Raw genomic sequence first — 20262 nt, 5'->3', positions numbered from 1 at the left:
TCAGATCGAAAAGATCGCATCGCGCGTCAGATGGCCGCTGACAGCGCCATCTTCGGATGTCACGGCCAGCACGTCGGTATTGCCGGCAACCATCACGGACAGGGCGTCGCGAAGGTTCGCGGATGCTGGGATGGCGGCATTTGCGGCTGTGGGAGGACCGGCAAGTGCCGCGTCGCTGACGGAAAATAGGCTGAGCCGCTTGATCGCACGATCGACGCCGACGAAATTCGCGACGAACTCATCGGCTGGCCTGGATAGGATGGCGTCCGGCGTGTCGTACTGGACGATGCGGCCGGTCCGCATCAGGGCGATCTTGTCGCCGAGCCGGATCGCTTCATCCAGATCATGCGTCACCAGAACCACCGTCTTGCGCACGCGCTTGAGGATCTGGCGGAACTCGTCCTGCAGCCGGGTGCGGGCAATCGGATCGATGGCGCCGAAGGGTTCGTCCATCAGCAGAACGGCCGGATCGGCGGCAAGCGCGCGGGCGACGCCGATGCGCTGCCGCTGGCCGCCAGACAGCTGGCGAGGATAGCGGTTCAGCATTTCCTGCGGGTCCAGCCCGACCAGATCGAGCAGTTCCTTGGTGCGCCGCGTGATGCGCGGCTGGTCCCAGCCGAGCAGGTTCGGAACCGCGGCAATATTTTCCGCAATGGTCATATGCGGAAACAACCCGACATTCTGGATGACATAGCCGATCTGGCGGCGCAGCAGCACTGGATCGGCATGCGTTACGTCCTCTCCATTGACGAAAATTCGGCCTTCCGTCGGCTTGATCAACTGATTGATCATCCGCATGGTCGTCGTCTTGCCGCAGCCCGAGGGTCCGATCAGCGCGACGGTCGATCCTTCCGGCACGTCGAGCGTCAGATTGTCCACCGAGGGTGGGCCGTCTTCGGCATAGCGCTTGGTGACGTTCTCCATGCGGATCATGCGGATGTTCTTTCTGCAAACAGTCGCTTTTCGATGAGGCCGAGGGTGAACTCGGTGCCAAGCGCGAGAATGGCGATGGGCACGGCGCCGACCAGCAGGCGGGACATGTCCATCATGCTGATGCCGCCGGCGATGAAATCGCCGAGGCCACCGCCGCCGATGAAGGGCGCGAGCGTTGCTCCCGCCAGCACTTGAACGGCAGCGGTTCTGGCGCCGGCGAACATGGCGGGTGCAGCCAGCGGAATGCGGATCTTGCGCAGCACCTGACTGCGGCTCATGCCCATGCCGATCGCAGCCTCTACGGCATCGGCATCCACATCGCGCAGTCCCACATAGGCATTGAGCAGGATCGGCGGCAGCGCCAGCACGGTCAGCGCGACGATGGACGGCATAAGGCCGATGCCGAGCAGCGGCATCATGATGGCAAGGATCGCGAGGCTTGGAACCGTGCGGAGCCCGTTGATCGTGTTGATGACGCCGAAGGCGAATCGGCCGTGATTGACGATGGCGACCGCCAGCGGCAGGGCGACCGCCAGCGCGATGGCAAGGGAAATGCCGGACATCAGCAGATGCTGGCCGAGCGCCCTCAGGAAGGTGTCGGGATGGTCGGCAATCCAGGAAAGCGCCTTGTTCAACATGATTTTGCCCTCACTGCCACCGGACCAGCGCCCGTTCGGCCCAGCTCAGCGCCAGATCGAAGGTGATGGCAAGCAGGGCAGTCAATATGCCGCCCACGAGGATCTTTTCCGGGTATTCCTGGTCTATGCCGATCAGGATGATCGTGCCGAGACCGCCGCCGTCGATGAAGGCCGCCACCGTCGCGATGCCGATGGTCGTCACCAGCGCAATGCGGGCGCCGGACAGGATCAGCGGTGCGGCAAGCGGCAGCTCGATCCGGAACAGGCGCTGCCAGCGGCCGTAGCCCATGCCGTCGGCGGCATCCAGCACATCTGCCGGGACGCCGCGAATGCCGGTCACGATATTGCGCAGCAGGATCAGCAGGCAATAGGAGGATAGCCCGATCAGCGCCGGCTCCATGCCGAGCCCGACCAGCGGTATCAGCAGCGCAAACAGCGCAAGGCTCGGGATGACGAAGATGATGTTGGCGACCGTCAGCGCCACCGCATAGGCTCTTGGGCGCCGGGCGCAGAATATGCCGACCACCAGCGCGATGGCGAGCCCGATCAGCACTGCCGAAATCGACAGGACCAGATGCTGCCAGACGGCGAGCGCAATTTCCGGAATGTGTTTGGGAGCCCACTTCAACGAACAGAGACTTTCTCGCAAGCAGTGATGATTGGCAAAGCAAGGATGCGGCCGAGCTTGAGCCCTGCCGCATCCTTATCCGTTCCGCAATGTGCCGACTTGTCAGAGCCTATCAGATGCCTTGCGACTTCAGGAACTCTGCCGCGACATCGGCGGGTTCTTCCTTGTCGCGATCGACCTTGGCATTCAGCGTGCGCATGTTCTCGTTGTTCAGCAGCGGGCTGATCTTGTTGAGCACATCGGCGATCTTCGGGTTCTTGGCGAGCGTGTCCTGACGGACGACCGGCACGAGGTAATAGGGCGGGAAGAGGTTCTTGTCGTCCGCGAGCACGACCAGCTTGTTGTCGGAGATCTGCCAGTCGGTCGCAAAGCCGTAGGAGACGTCCAGATCCTTGCTGGTCAGCGCGCTGTAGCGAATGCCGAGCTTGGCGAAGATCTTGAACTCCTTGAACTGGATGCCGTAGACCTGCTTCAGGCCGGGCAGGCCGTCCTTGCGGTCGCCGAAACCGGCTTCGGCGCCGAAGGTGAGGTCCTTGGAAACAGGACCCAAGTCCGACAGTGTCTTCAGCTTGTATTTCTCGGCGGTTTCCGGAAGCGTGATGATCGCATAGCCGTTGTTGATCTTGGTCGGTTCAAGCAGCGTCAGCTTCAGGTTCTTCTCGTAATAGTCCTTGACCTCGCCATAGATCTTTTCCGCGCTGCCGGAGAGATCACCCTTGACGACCGCTGCAAGCGCCGTGCCCGTATATTCCGGGTAGAGATCGATTTCGCCATTGGTCAGCGCCGTATGCGCAACCAGCGTTGCGCCGAGGTTCAGGCGACGTTCCACCGGAATCCCGGCCTTTTCAAGTGCCTGCGCATAGATCTCGGCCACCACGAACTGTTCCGTGAAGTTCTTGCTGCCAATCTTGACTGCCTGCGCCTGTGCCGGCATCGCCAGCCCGACCATGGCCAAAGCCGCAATGCTTGCCAATATTCTGAAGTTCATCGACGTCCCTCTTGTAACTGATGTCTGCGATTGTTCTACGCGTTCGACGTTTCTTCAGCGCAGGACGCTATGCTAATTTCGGCGTAAAGGAAGAAACAATCGTCCCGCCCGCCCAGCCTTTTCGAAACCGGCAGGCAAAGACAATGAAAAGCAGCCGTCCCAGCAACGTCCGGCCAACGGTCCACAACAGACAGAGATCATGATGAAACACGAAGCTATGACCACGGCCCCTGCAGACGCTGCTGCCCGCAAGGCGTCGAAACCGGTGATTTGCTATCCCGTGGAAGATCTGCCGCGGCCGGATCTGTCGGCATACCGGGCGCTGAGGGATGATCTTGAGCTTGTCCAGACGGTTACGGTGCCGCCACGCGATGCGGCCACATGGAGCGTGCCGCAAGGCCATTTCTGCCGCATCATCTGCAGCGAAGGCTCGCAAGTGGGAGATCTCAACCTGTTCAACGCGCATGACCTGAAGGAGCGGCTCTACACCGGCAAGACGCGGGCGCTGAACGGTACGCATGTGGGCACTGGCGACCAGCTTTTCTCGAACTTCCCATATCTTCGACCGATGGCGACCATCACCCATGATACGCTGGACTGGTACGGTTTCGATGCGTTCGGCGGGGCGGTCCATGACGTGATCGGCACGCGTTGCGACCCATACACCCACAACCTGCTCAGCCATGGCGGTCAGTATCACCACTGCTGCCATTCCAACCTGACCCGCGCCTTCGCCCATGCGACGGACATGCCGTTACACGAGGCGGAAGGCTACATCCACGATGTGCTCAACGTCTTCATGTGCACCGGTTTCACCCGCGATACCGGGCAGTATTTCATGAAGGCGAGCCCTGTCCGGCCTGGGGACTATCTCGAGTTCTTTGCGGAAATCGACCTGCTCGGCTGCATGTCGGCCTGCCCCGGCGGCGATTGCTCGTCGGAGCACTCCTCCGATACGGCCGCCTGCTATCCGATGGTCGTCGAGATCTACAAGCCGGAGGGCGTGCCGGAAGGCTGGAAAGCGCCTGCCGTCAACGGCTATGACCGGAGCCACGGTCTTTAAGTTGCTCCGGAATGCCGGAGACGGCGGATAGCCGAAGCGTCCGCCGTCTCCGAGGAGGAATGGCCTTGATGTCGTCGCGAGAGATCGGAGCTAGAGCTTGGCTCTTGCGCTGCGCCGACTGGTGTTGGCCGGATTACTTTGCCGGGTTTGGGCCGATGCGCTTGCCATGGGGGACCCGCTCGTCCGCCTTGTGAACCATGGTATAGGCGTAATCGATGCCCATGCCGTAGGCGCCGGAATGCTCCTTGGCCAGCGACGTGACCGCGTCATAGGTTTCCTTGCGAGCCCAGTCACGCTGCCATTCGAGCAGAACCTGCTGCCATGTCACGGGTACGACGCCTGCCTGCACCATCCGGTCCATGGCATATTTGTGCCCATCCGATGATGTGCCGCCAGAGGCGTCCGCGACCATGTAAATCTCGTAGTCCGTGTCGTGCATGCAGGAAAGCGCGAAGGTCGTGTTGCAGACCTCGGTCCATAGGCCAGCGACGACGACCTTCTTGCGGCCGGCGGCAGCGTTCTTCGCCAAGGCATCCCGGACATTCTGGTCGTCCCAGGAGTTCATCGAGGTCCGCTCGAGGATATCGGTTTCCGGGAAGACCGCGAGCAGTTCCGGGAAGGTGTGCCCGGAGAAAGACAGGGTCTCGACTGTCGTGATCGTGGTCGGGATGTTGAAGATCCTGGCAGCCTTGGCGAGGCCGACGACATTGTTCTTCAGAACCTGGCGGTCGATCGACTGGACGCCGAATGCCATCTGCGGCTGCTGGTCGATGAAGATGAGCTGGCTGTTCTGGGGTGTGAGGACTTCGAGCTTGCTGGACATGTGGGATTTCCCTTCGGATAGGTTTGCAGCCGTACATGCGGCCGAGCCGGGTTGGGAATCTTGGACGAATGAACGCGGTTTGGCGTGTACCGCTGGCAAACACTCATGGCTTGCTACAGCATATCGCTGTCAGGTTCCCTTATCGGCCTTTGTTCAAAAGGGCCTGTAGGAGGTCGCGGCGTCGGCGATCATGGACGGCCCGGGGGAGTTTGACGGTAGCAGCGTGCCTTGCGCCCAGACCTTCTTCAGTTCCTCAAGGCCGACACCTGCAACATTGACGTCGATATCGGTCGCGGTCCCGGGAACTCGATAGGGACATTTGCGCATCGAACAGTTCACTGCGGACGAAAACTGCCATAGAAAATAGTTGGACCAGCTGCCGATCGGAAAGACACCTGCCACATCCGGTCGATATCGCGCATACCAGATAGGCAAGCGCGAGAGCAGAGGATAGTCTTTGCTCCTCGCGGCCACATAGCGCGCGACGTTGTGGTTCGTGTAAAGGATCGGATAGCGTCCGGTCCTCGTCTTCACATGCCGCACAAAGAGTTCGGCATCCTCCAGCGACATGAATTTGTCGCCGAGATCCTCGATATCGAGCACCATGAGATCGTCATCGGCAGGCTGGGCGTAATCGAGGAAGTGGTTCGCCTGATCGATCGGGTTACCGGGCCGGGCCAGATGGTAGGCACCCCAAAGCAGGCCGGCACCGCGCGCCACCAGCCTGCGGGTCTGGTAGAGTTCGCGGCTGACCGCGTATTTGCGCCACATGGTCTTGCAATGGGCAAAACTGTCTCCGGCGTGCTTGTCGGTGCAGGTGAAGCTTTCCGGCAGGCCGTCGGAGGCCTTGTGAATAAAGCCGGCGATCCGCTTATCCGTGAGAAGCGATTGCCAGTCGATCGCGTTCAGCTCATAGGCATCGACGACCAGAGGCATGGCGGTATCGGTCCAGGGTTGGTTCTCGCCTGCATCCGCTGCCCGCCCTGCGCAGGCGAAGAGCGCCGCAACCGCCAGAAGAGGAAAGGAGAATCGCATCAACCTGTTCATCTTAAAGAGAGTGAACAAACAAGCTTAAGCAGATGTTAAGCACGACTGGTTGAGCGAGAGGATCGGGATCGACCGGCGGACGGTGATCAGGGTTTTCCGGCAATGTCGAACGACACTTCAAAAACCAGGCCCTCCGGCCTGAATTCGAAGTGCGAGCACGCACCAGCCGCCGCCGGAAAGGCGCGTTCTATCAGCACCGATCCGAAGCCCTTGGCGGTCGGCGGCGAGACGAGCGGGCCTCCGCTTTCCCGCCAAGTTAGCACTACCCGATCATTGGCGACCGTCCAGCCGACAGCGACCCGCCCATTCTCACGCTCAGCGCCCCATATTTGGCCGCGTTGGTGGAAAGCTCGTGAATGACGAGGGACAGCGAGAGCGCAAGATCGGCCGGCAGGGTGATGTCAGGTCCATCCAGATCGAAGCGATCCGCATCTCGTCCGCCATGAGCCTGCAGCGCCTTGGTGATGGTTTCGGCCATGGGGGCGGCCTGCATTTCGCGATTGAGCAGCAGGTCGAAGGCGCCCGCAAGCATTTCCAACCGGTCGGAAAAGATGGCGTAAACTTGTGGATCGCTGCGGCGGAATGTCTGGCGGGCGATGGCTTGGACCAGGGAGAAGCTGTTCTTGACCCGGTGCGCCAGTTCGCGCGCAAGAAGCGATCTCTCCTCCTCCGCCTGCTCGTTTCTTCGTCTGCGGCAATCCAGCTCGTCCAGCAGACGGTCAAGCGTTGCGCCCACGGTGGCAAGCTCGTCACCGTGGTCTCCCATGCCGGTCCGGGCATCCGTTTCGCCATTGCGCCACCGCTCCATGACGTCGGCAATGCGGGCCACCGGCGAGAGGATGAAGCGGTTGCCGATGAGAATGGAGGCCAGGAAGGCGAGCAGGACGCCGCCCAGAATAGACAGGGAATTGATCAGCGTGGACCGGTTTATAGAGGCAAAGGCCTCTGTCTTGGAAAACCCTGCGCTGACGTAAAGCGGTTCTCGCGGCAGCTTGATCGGCCGGTAACCGAGGACCCGTTCCGTGCCGTCCTGGCTTTGGATTTCGAGAGTGCCCGGATTATCCGAATGTATCAGACGCTGGAAGGTATCGGGGATGACCGTTCCGACGAATTTTTCAGGATAGGGTACGCGCGCAAGGATCGTCCCATTCCGGTCCGCGATGGTGATGGCGTTACCGCTTGCCACATCCCGCTCGGTGATTTTTTCCTGGAGCCAACCGAGCAGAATGCCTGTCGCAACCACCCCCACCGTCTTGCCGTCATGGGTGATCGGCATAGCGACCGGCAGCACGGAACCTCCCGAAAGCCGGCTTCTCGTATAGGTGCCGACCACGAAGCCGTTCTGCGACAGGGCATCCTTGAAATAGTCCCGGTCCGCCAGGCTGATATCCTCGCCTTGCTCAAGGGTGCCGCAGACGGTCTTGCCTTGTAGATCCAGAACGAAGATCGTGCGGATGTTCGAGACATTGACGGCAACGGATTTGAGAGCTTCACCGCAGGCCTGGCCGTCCAGCTGCTGGACCGAAGGTATGGCCGATACGGCGATCAGAAGGCTGTGCAGACCTTCGATGATGCGCTCCACCTCGGAGGATGCCAGGCGGGATGCCTGGGCCGCGGCTGCGCGCACTTCCTCGCTGCGCTGCTGTCGCATCGCGATCTCGCTATACGCGAGCATCCCCACAACCGGTGCGAGGGCGGCCACCGCAACCGCCACAAGCTTCAGCCTCATCCAGTCCCCACACTTCTGGAACGACTCTGGTCAAGGTGGGTAGCATGTCCCGCAAGCATTTGCTATCGCTGGATGAACGGCTGACCGTACGGAGCTGCCGCTGGCCGGACCAGGCAGATTTGGTGTCGCCGATCTATTGACGCCTGCCGGTCCGCTGGGCAATCTCCGGCGCCTAAGCTCACCAATCGATTATCGGCGCCATTTTAGATCAGGCAATATCATGACGGGTTACCGTAATTCTCTTCTCTACCCTTTTATCTCCTGGATCATCTGGCCGGGGGTGTTCTGCGCCGGCTTGACGGGCGCCTATTTCGCCTTCAACTCGGGGGATCATCTGCTCTGGTTCAACGTGGTGTACTTCTCGGTCGTTGCCGTCATAGCTCTCTTCGAACGCCTGATGCCCTATGAAGAGAGTTGGCTGGCAACGGATGGCGAAACTTTCAACGACGTCGCCCATAGCCTGTTGAACAAGGGTGGCGTGCAGATAGCGGCCGCTATCGGCGCATCTTTTCCCATCGCCGTCGCCATCTTCGCCCAACCCGCATTCGTATCGCCGGTGCATCTGTGGCCGGATCATTGGGCTCTCTTCTTCCAAGTGGTGCTTGGGCTGATCATTGCCGAATTCGGGCTCTACATGGCCCATCGGCTCGCCCATGAACATTTGTCGCTCTGGCGCTTTCACGCGCTGCATCACAGCGTCCAGCGTCTTTGGGTCATCAATACCGGCCGCTTCCACTTCATGGACTCGCTGATCAAGATCGCGCTCAGCCAGATCCCGCTCTACCTGGTGGGCGCCCCCCTTCCAGTCTTCCTCTGGATCGGTGCCGTAACCGCCTTTATCGGCCTTCTGACCCATTGCAACATCGATGTGCGTACCGGTCCCCTAGACTGGATCTTCAGCACTCCGCGCCTTCACCGGTGGCACCACTCGCGCGTGCTCGCGGAAGGCAACACCAATTACGGCGAGAACCTGGTGTTGTGGGATCAGATCCTTGGAACCTACTACAGTCCACCGCGCCCCTCCTCCACTGAGATCGGCATTACCGGACAGGTCGCCAGCACCTTTCTAGGCCAGTTGGTGCAGCCCTTCTCCGCCCGCGGATACCGGCAGATCATCGGGCGCAAACCCAAGGAGCAGGAACAGCATCCGGCCCCTGCCCCGGCGGCCGAGGCCTTGCAGCCGCGGATCATGGCGTCCGCTCAAACTCAGCCGGACTGAACGAAAGTCGATTGGCCCTAAACCGCTTTAAGCGTCCGAAAAGCCGAAGGGCGCTTCGGTCCGCCGGTAATTGTCGGAGAGGATCTGGCGGCCGATCGGCGGTTCGGACCGGGCGGTGCAGGCAACCCGGTGACACAGCCGGCAGGCGATCCCGATAGGCGTCGGCACCTGCGGATGACCACGGCTATAGACGAGCCGATCCGCCTGGTTTGCCTCACAGACGAGCGCAATTGCGCGCTCTACGCCCGGGGCGCCGAAACCGCCGCCGCCCGAGCGTACGGTTCTGGCGATCGAGAAGTATCGCTGTCCCTCCGGCAGTTCCAGCCATTGCGGGACCACCTGTCCCGGCGTCTGAAAGACCTGATGGATGGTCCATAAGGGACAGCCGCCGCCGTGACGCGCAAAGGGAAAACTCCCGCTATTCAGTCTCTTCGAGACATTGCCGGCCGTGTCCACCCGGATGAAGAAGAAAGGAATGCGCTCCTGCCCCGGCTTTTGAAGCGTGGTCATGCGGTGCGCGGTCTGCTCGAAGCTGGTTCCGAATTGCCGAGACAGGAGTTCGATATCGTAATGCCGCGCCTCGACCGCCTTGGCGAAAGCGGCGTAGGGCATAAGGAGGGCAGCCGCGCAATAGGCGGCAAGGCTGCGGTGTGCCAGGCGGCGGGCATTGTCGCTGTCGAACTTGCCTTCCTCCACGACTGCGTCGAGCTGCTCGGCAAACTCAAGATAGGCGAGCTGCTGGGCCAGCTGGAAGCTCTGGCTGGCGAAATCCAGCGTCTCGTCCAGCAGCAGATCCTTGCGGTGCCAGTCGAGCCGCCGCACGGATCCGGCCATCACCTCAGCAGGTAGCCGCCGCACCCGCAGGTTATGATGTTGTTTGAGGTAGGCGGCGAGGCCGCCCGCCTCCCCTACCCTTACGGCGAGCCTTTCGGATGCGGTATCGAGAAGCGGGAAGCAGTTGCGGCGGGCAGCAAGGAAACTGCGGATCGCCGCCACCGGATCGCTGCTCGAAACCGGGCCTTCGTCACCCATGTCCTGTCTTCGGTCCGCGAGCGCGAACTGCTCCTCCTTATAGGCGGTATGGAGCCTCAGAAGCGCTTCCGCAAAACCGGGGAAGCTATAGGCGACATCGGCCACCTCCAGCGGCCCGAACTCGATATCCGCCAGCAGAGGATCGCGCAGCACCGCCTGCAGACGGGCCGCTGCGTCAGGCCCGGATCCTTCGTGAAAATCGGAAAAGTCGATCTTGTAGGCCTTGGCCAGGCGCAGCAGGATTTCTGCCGTCACCGGACGCTGGTTGCGTTCCATGAGCGCGATATAGGACGGCGAGATTTCCAGATCGTTCGCCATGTCGGCCTGGGTCAGCCCCATGTCCCGCCGAAGCCGCCGGATCCGCGGTCCAAGATAGGTTGCCCTCTCCGCCAAGTCGTCCTCCACATCCTGCACAACATTACAAGCAGTTCTTGTAAAGTTTGACAAGTGCACACCGTTCTCTCTCGCGGATGCGGTTGCGCAGAGCTACCAAGGGACATCGCTCACGGAGGAAGAGACAGATGCAGTACAAGGACAGCATTCGCGATCTGAACGGCACGATCAGCTCCAACGACAACTGGAAGGGCATCAGCGTCGAGGCCGCCGCTCGCATGCGGCTGCAGAACAGGTTCCGCACCGGGCTCGATATCGCCCGCTATACCGCGGCGATCATGCGCCGCGACATGGCCGCCTATGACGCTGATCCGTCGCAATACACGCAATCGCTCGGCTGCTGGCACGGCTTCATCGGCCAGCAGAAGATGGTTGCGATCAAGAAGCATTTCGGCACGACCGAGCGGCGTTATCTTTATCTCTCCGGCTGGATGGTCGCCGCGCTACGCTCCGAGTTCGGCCCCTTGCCGGACCAGTCCATGCACGAAAAGACCAGCGTTCCGGCGCTGATCCAGGAACTCTATACCTTCCTGCGCCAGGCCGACGCCCGCGAGCTCGGCATGCTGTTTCGCGATATCGACGCGGCCCGCGCTGCCGGCGACCGCATTCGCGAGGAACAATTGGTCCAGGCCGTCGATAATTACCAGACGCATGTCGTTCCGATCATCGCCGACATCGATGCCGGCTTCGGCAATGCGGAGGCGACCTATTTACTGGCCAAGAAGATGATCGAGGCGGGCGCCTGCGCGCTGCAGATCGAAAACCAGGTTTCGGACGAAAAGCAATGCGGTCATCAGGACGGCAAGGTCACGGTTCCGCACGAGGAATTCGTCGCCAAGATCCGCGCCTTGCGCTACGCTTTCCTCGAACTCGGCATCGATGACGGCATTATTGTCGCAAGAACGGATTCGCTCGGGGCAGGTTTGACTAAGCAGATCGCTTTCAGCAGCGAACCCGGGGACATCGGCGACCTTTACAACTCTTTCCTCGACTGCGAGGAAGTCGCCGACACGAGCCGGCTGAACGGGGATGTCGTCATCAGTCGAGACGGCAGGCTGGTGCGCCCGAAGCGCCTGCCGTCGAACCTCTTCCAGTTCCGACCCGGCACAGGCGCCGATCGATGCGTTCTCGATTGCGTCAATGCGCTGCAGAACGGCGCCGACCTTCTGTGGATCGAGACGGAAAAGCCGCATATCGAACAGATCGCCAGCATGGTCGATCGCATCCGGGACGTCGTTCCCAATGCCAAGCTGGTCTATAACAACTCGCCTTCCTTCAACTGGACGTTGAATTTCCGCCAGCAGGTCTTCGATGTCTGGCAGCAGCAGGGCAAGGATGTCTCGTCCTATGACCGGGCCAAGCTGATGGGTGCGGCTTACGACGGCACCGAACTCGGCATCGAAGCGGATGAGAGAATACGCACCTTCCAGCGCGACGCAGCAGCGCGGGCGGGTATTTTCCACCACCTGATCACCCTGCCGACCTACCACACGGCGGCGTTGTCGACGGACAATCTGGCGCGCGAGTATTTCGGTGAGCAGGGCATGCTCGGTTATGTCGCCAACGTGCAGCGGCAGGAGATTCGCCAGGGCATCGCCTGCGTGAAGCATCAGAACATGGCCGGCTCCGATCTCGGCGACGACCATAAGGAATATTTCGCAGGCGAAGCCGCACTCAAGGCCAGCGGCGAGCACAATACCATGAACCAGTTCGCGGCCTAACCCGTGAACCAGTTCGCAGCTTGAGCGTGAACAAGCAGCCTGACCACGAATTCATATCCAGCAGCGCGGGAAGTGAAGCTTCCCCCGCATCAAAGGAGGAAAATACCATGTTGGAAACCACGCAGACCACATCGACCCAGGGCTTCAAGCCATCGCAGCCGGAGCGCTCCCGCGCCGTGTTTTGCCAGGAAGATTTCGAGCTGATCCGCACGGCGGTCAGCCAGTATCTGCAACAGAACCAGGGCAAGCCGGACTGGGCGAAATATTCTAACCTCTATCATCGCATTGGCCGCCTGCTCTAAGTCAATGGGTTGGGAGGGGAAGGCCGCTTCTTGTCGCGATAGACAAGGAGCGGCTTTTGCCGCTTCGGAGAGATCCCATCTCCCGGCTGGCGAAAAGCGTGCTAGAAGCTTGCCTGAATCACGGCAGCGATGACGCATGGGCTGATGACCTGCCGCAACGAGGTGCCATGGCTGGCAACAGGTATTACTCGGGTCCCGTTTCCGACCATTTCGACGGCACCCGCTTCTTTAACCCGGGCGGAGAGGAGCCGGCCGGCCTTGCCGAGGTCATCCGCTGGAAGTTCGGCAAGAACAGCGACAACAGGCCCTGGCCCAATGCCTATAAGAGCCCTTTTCCGCCCGCCGTGCCGGAAAAACGCCTCGCCGCCGAGCGCCTTGTGGTCACCATGGTGGGGCACGCCTCCCTGCTGCTCCAGCTTGGCGGTCTCAACATTCTTGCCGATCCCGTGTGGAGCGAGCGGACCAGTCCATTCTCGTTTGCAGGGCCGAAACGGGTAAACCCGCCCGGTATCCGCTTTCCCGACCTGCCGCCGATCGACGTCGTGCTCGTCACGCATAATCACTACGATCATCTGGACCTGCCGACGCTACGGCTCCTGCAGCAGCGCGACAAACCGCAATTCGTGACGCCCCTCGGCAACGACGTTATCATCCGCGCCGGCGTCTCGGATGCGCGGATCAGCGTCATGGATTGGGGCGCCAGCTTGGCGCTCGGCGCGGATGTCGTCCTGCATTGCGAGCCGTGCCACCATTGGTCGGCGCGCGGCATGGGCGACCGGCGCATGGCGCTCTGGGCCGCTTTCGTCTTCGAAACACCCGCCGGCAAGATCTACCATATCGGCGACACCGGCTTCCATGATGGCCTGAACTACCGGGCGGCACAGGAAAAGCACGGGCACTTCCGCCTTGCCGTTCTGCCGATTGGCGCCTACGAGCCGCGATGGTTCATGAAGGCGCAGCACCAGAATCCGGAGGAGGCGGTTCAGGGCATGCTGCTCTGCAATGCCGCCTACGCGGTTGGCCATCACTGGGGCACGGTGAAGCTGACGGACGAGGCGGTGGACGACCCAGTCAGGGCTTTGCGTGTGGCGCTGGATTCCAATGGAATCGATCGCGACCGCTTCCGCCCCATGTCTCCGGGCGAAGTTTTCGAAGTGCCTGTATAGGCAGCATTAAGGCCACGCGCGCCAAGTCGATCACCATCGCAGATGGCGGGCGAAGCCGATATCCTGCTGGTTCCGGAACAGGAGCTTAGCTCGATCAGGGGTATTGCATGACAGACAAGCTTCTTCTGACGTTCAACGCGGGCTCGTCCAGCGTCAAGATCGGAATTTTCGAAGTCAGCGGCAGCAAGCCGGAACGCATCGGCAAAGCTCTGGTCGATTTCTCGGATCGGCCGCTGATGCTGCACCTGACAGAGGGGCCGGCAAAGTTCGACCTTCCGCTGAAGGCTGAGCGCGATGACGACCTTGCCAAGCTCTTGGACGAGGTGTTCCGGGAACTCGGCACGCATTTCGCACTCGATGCCGTTATCGCCGCCGGCCACCGGATCGTGCATGGTGGCGAGCTTTTCGACGGTCCGGTCTGGCTCACCGATGAAACCATCGAGCAGGTGCACTCGCTGACCGATCTTGCGCCCCTGCACCAGCCGCAGGCGCTGCGTCTGATCCGGGCGGTGAAGCATCTGCGCCCGCAGCTGTTCCAGACCGGCTCTTTCGATACGACCTTCCATGTCACCCAGTCGGATCTCGTCCGTCGCCTCGCCATCCCCCGCGCCCTGCACGATCGCGGTATCAAGCGCTACGGCTTCCACGGCATTTCCTACCGCTATGTAGCCCGCGCTCTGGCCGAGCAGGCGCCTGAGATCGCTCAAGGCAAGGTCGTGATCGCCCATTTGGGCAGCGGCGCCAGCCTCTGCGCCATCAACGAAGGCCAGAGCCGGGATACCAGCATGGGTTTTTCCACGCTGGACGGCATTCCCATGGGCACACGGCCGGGGTGGCTCGATCCCGGCGTGCTGCTCCACCTGCTTGGGCCGCTCGGAAAAACTGTCGATGAGGTGGAGGACATGCTCTACCACCAGTCCGGCCTGCTGGGCGTCTCCGGCCTCAGCGCCGATACGCGCGAACTTCTCAAAGACAGGCGAGAGGAGGCGCGTCAGGCGATCGAGCTCTTCACCTTTCGGATCGCAGGCGAAATCTGCCGGCTGGCCAGCACGCTTGGTGGCCTGGATGCGCTGGTCTTCACCGCCGGCATCGGTGAGCATCAGCCTGAAATACGGGCCGAGGTGGCGGAGCGCCTGCTGTGGTTGGGCGCTGAACTGGACGATAATGCCAACCGGCAAAACGCTCTCAGGATCAGCACGCCGGCAAGCCGCATTTCCATCTGGGTCGTGCCGACGGATGAGGAGCAGATGATCGCCGAGGAGTGCATGTCCCTGAGGTAAGCGTGACCGGCTTTAGGCTTCCGGCACGTTCTCCGCCAGTTCCTTTAGCCAGACCTTGGCGCTGCTGTCGGACGGCGCCCGCCAGTCGCCACGGGGCGAGAGCGAGCCGCCGGAGGAGATCTTCGGGCCATTGGGCAGGGTCGAGCGCTTGAACTGGCTGGAGAAGAACCGCTTCAGGAAAACCTCCATCCAGTGGCGGATATCGGCAAGCGAATAGGCGCGGCGATCGGCATCCGGCAGATCGACCGGCCAGGCGCCCCGTTCGACCTCGCTCCAGGCATGATGGGCGAGGAAGGCGATCTTCGACGGGCGGAAGCCGTAGCGGTTGAGATAGTAGAGAGTGAAGTCCTGCAGCGGATAGGGGCCGACGATGTCCTGCGTGGACTGCAGCGCGCCGCCCTCGCCCGGCGGCACCAGTTCCGGCGAGATTTCCGTCGCCAGAATATCGGAGAGGATACGGGCGGTTTCCTCGCTGACATCGCCAGATCCGGCCACGAAGCGGATGAGGTGCTGGATCAGCGTCTTCGAAACGGAAGCGTTGACGTTGTAATGGGACATGTGGTCGCCGACGCCGTACGTGCACCAGCCGAGCGCCAGTTCCGAAAGATCGCCCGTACCGACCACCAGCCCGCCATTCTGGTTGGCGAGCCGGAAGAGATAGTCGGTTCGGAGCCCCGCCTGAACGTTTTCGAAGGTCACGTCGTAAACCGGCTCGCCGCGCCCGAAAGGGTGGCCGAGGTCGGCAAGCATCTGTCGGGCGGAGGGGCGGATGTCGATTTCTGCGCCCGTCACGCCGAGCGCGTTGATCAGCGCCCAGGCATTGGCCTTGGTGTTGTCGGACGTGGCGAAGCCCGGCAGCGTATAGGCAAGCACGTTCTTCCGGTCGAGCCCGATCAGGTCCATGGCGCGTGTGGTGACGATCAGCGCCTGCGTCGAATCCAAGCCGCCGGAAACGCCGATAACGGCATGCTTGAGGCCGGTGGCGGACAGGCGCTTGGCAAGGCCCTGCACCTGGATGTTATACGCTTCGTAGCAATCCTCGCGAAGACGGGCCGGATTTGCGGGCACATAAGGAAAGCGCTCGACAGTGCGACGCAGCGGCACCGGCTTGTCAGGCTTGGCAATGGAAAACCCGATCATGCGGAAAGGCGGGTGACCGTCCAGCTCCTGGCGCGTACAGTCTCCGAAGCTGTTGAGGCGCATCCGCTCCTGCCTCAGCCGGCCGAGGTCGATATCGGCCGTCACGAAAGTACCGCCATCGGGGAAACGGGGCGTTTCACCCAGAAGATCGCCATATTCGAAGATGGCGGCATGGCCGTCCCAGGCGAGGTCGGTGGTGGATTCGCCAGGTCCCGCGGCTGAATAGGCATAGGCCGAGACGGTTCGGGCCGAGTGGCTGGCGCAGAGAAGCCGGCGCGTATCCGCCTTGCCGATGGTGATATTGCTGGCCGAAAGGTTGAGCAGGATTTCGGCCCCCGCCATGGCGGCACGGGTAGAAGGCGGCACGGGGACCCAGACATCCTCACAGATCTCCACTGCGAAGGTGAAGGACACCTCGCCCTTCGAGCGGAAAAGCAGGTCTGTGCCGAAAGGAACCGTCAATCCTGCGACGTCGATCATGCGACCCGTTACGCCCGTTCCCGGCGAGAAATAACGGCGCTCGTAGAATTCCCGATAGTTCGGAAGATAGGACTTCGGCACCACGCCGAGCACCGCGCCACGATGGATGACCACGGCCGTGTTGAAGAGAGCACCTTCATGCCGCAGCGGCGCGCCAACGACCAGAACGGGGTACAAATCCCTGGAGGCCTCGATGATCGAGCGCAATCCTGCTTCCACCGCATCGAGCAGGGGGTCCTGGAAGAACAGGTCGTCGATTGCGTAGGAGGAGATGCCGAGCTCCGGGAACAGCATGATCGCGCAGTCGTCATCTGCACCTTTCGAAGCAAGCCGAAGCGTTTCCTGTGTGGCGAATTCCGGATCTGCGACCTGTGCCGGCGGGACGCAGGACGCGATCCGCACGAAGTCGTGGCTGTAGAGCGAAAAGAACTGCTTCATATTGTCCCGCCATTCGGGCGCTGGCTCAGCGCCGACGTTGATCTGTGTCAAGTCTGGTTCATAAATAGAGCACATCGACGCAATGGTTTAGTCCCCTTCCATGATTAAGTGACGACGAGGTACTGATATGCCCTGTAAACAGGGGTGGTGCCCGTGCCGGCTTCCCCTATGCGGATCCGCTCGGTTGACGCACGATATGCGGCATGATCGAACGGAGCTTTTGCAGGCAGGGAGGCCGCATTTGAAGGACAGGGATCTCTTGGCGGCGATGTTTTCGGCTGCCGTTCGGTCAGCCGATCCATCGACCGGTCTTCGCACATACCTGCCGCAGGCCCCCGCCGATGGCCGCACAATCGTCGTCGGTGCTGGAAAAGGCGCAGCACAGATGGCGGCGGCTCTGGAGCGGCTCTGGGAGGAAACCTATCCGGATCGCCCGCTCACCGGCGTCGTCGTTACCCGCTACGGCTATGGCTGCGAAACCCGTTCCATCGAGGTTCTGGAGGCGGCCCATCCCGTGCCGGACAAGGCAGGCCTGGCCGGCGCGCAGCGCCTGGTCGAGGACGTTTCGGAATTGACGGAAGACGATCTGGTCATTGCGCTTGTCTGTGGCGGAGGCTCGGCGCTTCTTCCCGCACCGCCTCAGGGGATGACGCTGGCCGACGAGATCGCCCTGAACGAACAGCTTCTGGCCTCCGGCGCGCCGATCGCGGCCATGAACATCGTGCGCAAGCATCTATCGACCATCAAGGGCGGCAGGCTCGCGGCTGCGACCAGGGCGCGTGTGGTGAGCATGATCGTGTCCGACATTCCGGGAGACAATCCGGCATTCGTTGCCTCAGGTCCTACCATCCCGGATCATACGACGCGGCACGATGCACTCGGCATTGTCGAACAATATGGCCTTGCCCTGCCCCCGGCGATGATGAACCATCTTCTTTCGCCGGCGGCGGACGCCCCTCACCCGCACGATCCGATCTTCGAGCGCCATGAACATCACATCATCGCTTCGGCCGGGGTTTCTCTGGAGGCAGCGGCGGAGATTGCCCGTGCCCATGGTGTGACACCGCATATCCTCTCTGACGCGATCGAGGGCGAAGCGCGGGATGTGGCCCTGGTCCATGCGGCAATTGCCCGTGAGGTGGCACAGCGAGACCGCCCATTCGCTCGCCCGACCGTACTTTTGTCCGGCGGCGAGACCACCGTGACGCTGAAAAGCAAAGGCGGAAAAGGCGGGCGCAACGGCGAGTTCGCTCTCGCGCTGGCGCTTGCCATTGACGGTCACGAGATCGTGGCGCTGGCAGCCGATACGGACGGGATCGACGGCTCGGAAACCAATGCCGGCGCCTATGTCGATGGAACCACGGCGCGCCGGCTTAGGGCTGCAGGCCTGGATGGCCGCAAACTGCTGGACACCAACAACAGCTTCGAGGCTTTTTCGGCTCTGGGCGACCTGTTCGAGACCGGTCCGACCGGAACCAATGTCAATGATTTCCGGGCCATTCTCATCCGCTGAGCGAATGTCTCAAGCCTGTCGCGGCTACTGCAGCTGAGGCTTGCGCAGGAAGTCGTTGCGGTCGGCGGAGCGGATCCGTAGCCACGCCTCGCGTCCGTCGCGAAGCACCCGCATCGGTATTTCCGCGCCGGGCGGGCCGCTGTCCCAGACCTTACGATAGAAGTCCGCCAGGCCCTCCACCTCGCCATCGCGGATTTCCGAAATGATGTCGCCACGCCGCAGTCCTGCCTTCGCGGCCGGGCCATTCTCGGTCACGCTCATCACCACGACGTCGCCATTGGCTTCCGCTGAATAGGCGCCCAGCCAAGGGCGCGGCGGCGGGCTGAATTCGCCCTGGTGAAGCAGGCCGTCGAGGATGGGGCGCAGGAGATTGATCGGCACCACCATGTTGATATCCGTCACCTCGCCGCTGCGGCTCATCTGCAGCCGTAGCGAGCCGATACCAATAAGCTGCCCCTCGCTATCGACCAAAGCCGCGCCGCCCCATGAAGGATGAGCGGGGGTGATGAAGATCGCTTCTTCGAGAAGATATTCCCAATAGCCGGCAAATTCCTGCTTCGCGACGATGGTGCCGCGCACAAACTGCCCTTCCCCATCTGCAAAGACGATCGCTTCGCCCACGGAGGCGGTATCGGAATCGCCGATTGGCAGGGCCGGCAGATCGAGTGGAGCGAGGGCCTGCACCAGACCGAACCCGCTCTGCTGGTCATAGGCCAGCGCATGGCCGGGCACGACGCGCCCGTCATGGCGCGTCAGCCAGACTTCGTCTGCCTCCGTCAGCAGATAACCGATCGTCAGCACTAAACCGTTTTCGCGAATGACGACGCCGCTGCCTTCACGCCGTGTACCGAGAGTTTCGGCGGTAAAAGCATCCTCCGGAATGGAGGCGCGAACGGCCACGACCGAACGCATGATTTTTTCGATGTCCATGCTGCATTCCCACTGACCTGCCCGGCCCGCGAGCTCCCGTCTCTGCGCACCCGATTGCCCTTTTCTCAAGGTATGATCCCGAAACCGCAGCTTCAAGATCTTTCCCAACCAGCCACACGGATGATTGTTTCGAGCGCGCGTACGATGTGGCAGGGATTGTCCGAGGATGGCGGGATAATGCGGATCTTGCCCCTCCGCTTCGGGAGAGGCAAGATCTATACGTTTTACTCGACGGGAGACAGCGTTACGGAGGTGCCGGTCGCGGCCACATTGAGGCCGAGCTGGCCGGTCACGCTGATGGTCTGCAGATGGATCGAGCCGGATGTGCCGCCAACCAAGATATTGGCTCCGATACCCGCACCCACGGTGGCTTCGGCGCTGGCGCCCTGATAGAGGCCGGCCAGCGAACCATGGTGATAGCCTGCGGTCGGTGCGAAAACGGCCCAGATCAGACGCGAGCGGGTGGTGAAGCCCAGATCGACACCCATCTTACGGACGACGCCTGCATAATGGTCGCGCGGCTCTCCGCCCATGGTCGAGGTGAAGGCGCAATCGGCTTCCTTGGCGGATCCAAGAACATAGCCGACGCCACCGCTGATCGAGCAGTCGAGATAGCCGATCCGGACGCCGTTGCGCTGGTCCTGCTCCTCGTAAGCAGGCACCCGGTCGCGGCGGCCGATCATGTCGGCCGAATAGGCCGCGCTGGCGCTGGCAATAACGGGCAGAACGGCAATGGCCGCGGCAACAAACTTTTTCATCCCTGTACTCCTTTTAATTTTTTACCGCTCTCGGGAAAGCC

Annotated in this window: 18 protein-coding genes; 7 read left to right on the top strand and 11 right to left on the bottom strand. The window is 61.7% G+C overall.

Going from position 1 to position 20262, the window contains the following annotated elements:
* From EPK99_RS05760 to EPK99_RS05745, 4 genes are all read right to left on the bottom strand, one after another.
* Complete coding sequence (locus EPK99_RS05760) at nucleotides 1–933, bottom strand: ABC transporter ATP-binding protein (protein ID WP_128441927.1); 933 nt, start codon at nucleotides 931–933, stop codon at nucleotides 1–3.
* Nucleotides 930–1571 (bottom strand): ABC transporter permease, encoded by a 642-nt coding sequence (locus EPK99_RS05755; RefSeq protein WP_128441925.1) that lies wholly within the window; start codon nucleotides 1569–1571, stop codon nucleotides 930–932. Before EPK99_RS05755 ends, EPK99_RS05760 begins: the two co-directional genes overlap by 4 nt.
* A 10-nt stretch (nucleotides 1572–1581) precedes the next feature.
* Nucleotides 1582–2199 carry an ABC transporter permease gene (locus EPK99_RS05750; RefSeq protein ID WP_128441922.1) on the bottom strand — a complete coding sequence of 206 codons (618 nt, stop codon included), beginning with the start codon at nucleotides 2197–2199 and terminating at the stop codon, nucleotides 1582–1584.
* Between the two features lie 112 nt (nucleotides 2200–2311).
* A complete protein-coding gene (locus EPK99_RS05745) occupies nucleotides 2312–3187 on the bottom strand; it encodes a glycine betaine ABC transporter substrate-binding protein (RefSeq protein WP_128441920.1) in 876 nt (291 codons plus the stop codon).
* A 202-nt stretch (nucleotides 3188–3389) separates the two neighbouring features.
* Here EPK99_RS05745 and EPK99_RS05740 point away from each other — a divergent pair, with 202 nt between their 5' ends.
* Nucleotides 3390–4250 (top strand): urea carboxylase-associated family protein, encoded by an 861-nt coding sequence (locus tag EPK99_RS05740; RefSeq protein ID WP_128441918.1) that lies wholly within the window; start codon nucleotides 3390–3392, stop codon nucleotides 4248–4250.
* Between the two features lie 133 nt (nucleotides 4251–4383).
* Here the strand turns inward: EPK99_RS05740 and EPK99_RS05735 are convergent, their stop codons facing one another.
* From EPK99_RS05735 to EPK99_RS05725, 3 genes are all read right to left on the bottom strand, one after another.
* Nucleotides 4384–5073: a hydrolase gene (locus EPK99_RS05735; RefSeq protein ID WP_128441916.1), complete on the bottom strand. Its 690-nt coding sequence runs from the start codon at nucleotides 5071–5073 to the stop codon at nucleotides 4384–4386.
* 153 nt (nucleotides 5074–5226) lie between these two features.
* Nucleotides 5227–6108 carry a glycoside hydrolase family 25 protein gene (locus EPK99_RS05730; RefSeq protein ID WP_128441914.1) on the bottom strand — a complete coding sequence of 294 codons (882 nt, stop codon included), beginning with the start codon at nucleotides 6106–6108 and terminating at the stop codon, nucleotides 5227–5229.
* A 274-nt stretch (nucleotides 6109–6382) separates the two neighbouring features.
* Nucleotides 6383–7849 carry a sensor histidine kinase gene (locus tag EPK99_RS05725; protein ID WP_342633730.1) on the bottom strand — a complete coding sequence of 489 codons (1467 nt, stop codon included), beginning with the start codon at nucleotides 7847–7849 and terminating at the stop codon, nucleotides 6383–6385.
* Nucleotides 7850–8069: 220 nt separating this feature from the next.
* Between EPK99_RS05725 and olsE the strand changes: the two genes are divergently transcribed.
* Complete coding sequence (olsE, locus tag EPK99_RS05720; protein WP_128441912.1) at nucleotides 8070–9068, top strand: ornithine lipid hydroxylase OlsE; 999 nt, start codon at nucleotides 8070–8072, stop codon at nucleotides 9066–9068.
* Nucleotides 9069–9095: 27 nt separating this feature from the next.
* Here olsE and EPK99_RS05715 read toward each other — a convergent pair whose 3' ends face one another.
* Entirely contained in the window at nucleotides 9096–10493 is a 1398-nt protein-coding gene (locus tag EPK99_RS05715) for a helix-turn-helix domain-containing protein (protein WP_128441910.1), read from the bottom strand.
* Between the two features lie 128 nt (nucleotides 10494–10621).
* Between EPK99_RS05715 and EPK99_RS05710 the strand changes: the two genes are divergently transcribed.
* The 4 genes from EPK99_RS05710 (at nucleotide 10622) to EPK99_RS05695 (ending at nucleotide 14962) form a co-directional block, all read left to right on the top strand.
* Nucleotides 10622–12214 (top strand): isocitrate lyase, encoded by a 1593-nt coding sequence (locus tag EPK99_RS05710; RefSeq protein ID WP_128441908.1) that lies wholly within the window; start codon nucleotides 10622–10624, stop codon nucleotides 12212–12214.
* Nucleotides 12215–12321: 107 nt separating this feature from the next.
* Nucleotides 12322–12516 carry a hypothetical protein gene (locus EPK99_RS05705; RefSeq protein WP_128441906.1) on the top strand — a complete coding sequence of 65 codons (195 nt, stop codon included), beginning with the start codon at nucleotides 12322–12324 and terminating at the stop codon, nucleotides 12514–12516.
* A gap of 167 nt (nucleotides 12517–12683) precedes the next feature.
* Nucleotides 12684–13682, top strand: coding sequence for an MBL fold metallo-hydrolase (locus EPK99_RS05700; RefSeq protein WP_128441904.1), 999 nt, complete (start codon nucleotides 12684–12686; stop codon nucleotides 13680–13682).
* 107 nt (nucleotides 13683–13789) lie between these two features.
* Complete coding sequence (locus tag EPK99_RS05695) at nucleotides 13790–14962, top strand: acetate/propionate family kinase (RefSeq protein ID WP_128441901.1); 1173 nt, start codon at nucleotides 13790–13792, stop codon at nucleotides 14960–14962.
* Nucleotides 14963–14974: 12 nt separating this feature from the next.
* Here the strand turns inward: EPK99_RS05695 and EPK99_RS05690 are convergent, their stop codons facing one another.
* Nucleotides 14975–17020 carry an NAD(+) synthase gene (locus EPK99_RS05690; protein WP_128442182.1) on the bottom strand — a complete coding sequence of 682 codons (2046 nt, stop codon included), beginning with the start codon at nucleotides 17018–17020 and terminating at the stop codon, nucleotides 14975–14977.
* A 268-nt stretch (nucleotides 17021–17288) separates the two neighbouring features.
* Between EPK99_RS05690 and EPK99_RS05685 the strand changes: the two genes are divergently transcribed.
* A complete protein-coding gene (locus tag EPK99_RS05685; protein ID WP_245455746.1) occupies nucleotides 17289–18533 on the top strand; it encodes a glycerate kinase type-2 family protein in 1245 nt (414 codons plus the stop codon).
* Nucleotides 18534–18557: 24 nt separating this feature from the next.
* Here the strand turns inward: EPK99_RS05685 and EPK99_RS05680 are convergent, their stop codons facing one another.
* Nucleotides 18558–19463 (bottom strand): S1C family serine protease, encoded by a 906-nt coding sequence (locus EPK99_RS05680; protein ID WP_128441899.1) that lies wholly within the window; start codon nucleotides 19461–19463, stop codon nucleotides 18558–18560.
* 224 nt (nucleotides 19464–19687) lie between these two features.
* Complete coding sequence (locus EPK99_RS05675; RefSeq protein ID WP_128441897.1) at nucleotides 19688–20221, bottom strand: DUF992 domain-containing protein; 534 nt, start codon at nucleotides 20219–20221, stop codon at nucleotides 19688–19690.
* Between the last annotated feature and the right edge of the window lie 41 nt (nucleotides 20222–20262).

It is taken from the genome of Neorhizobium lilium, assembly GCF_004053875.1.
In the GTDB taxonomy this organism is placed as follows: Bacteria; Pseudomonadota; Alphaproteobacteria; order Rhizobiales; family Rhizobiaceae; genus Neorhizobium; species Neorhizobium lilii.
This window is presented reverse-complemented; position numbering and strand designations above follow the sequence as displayed.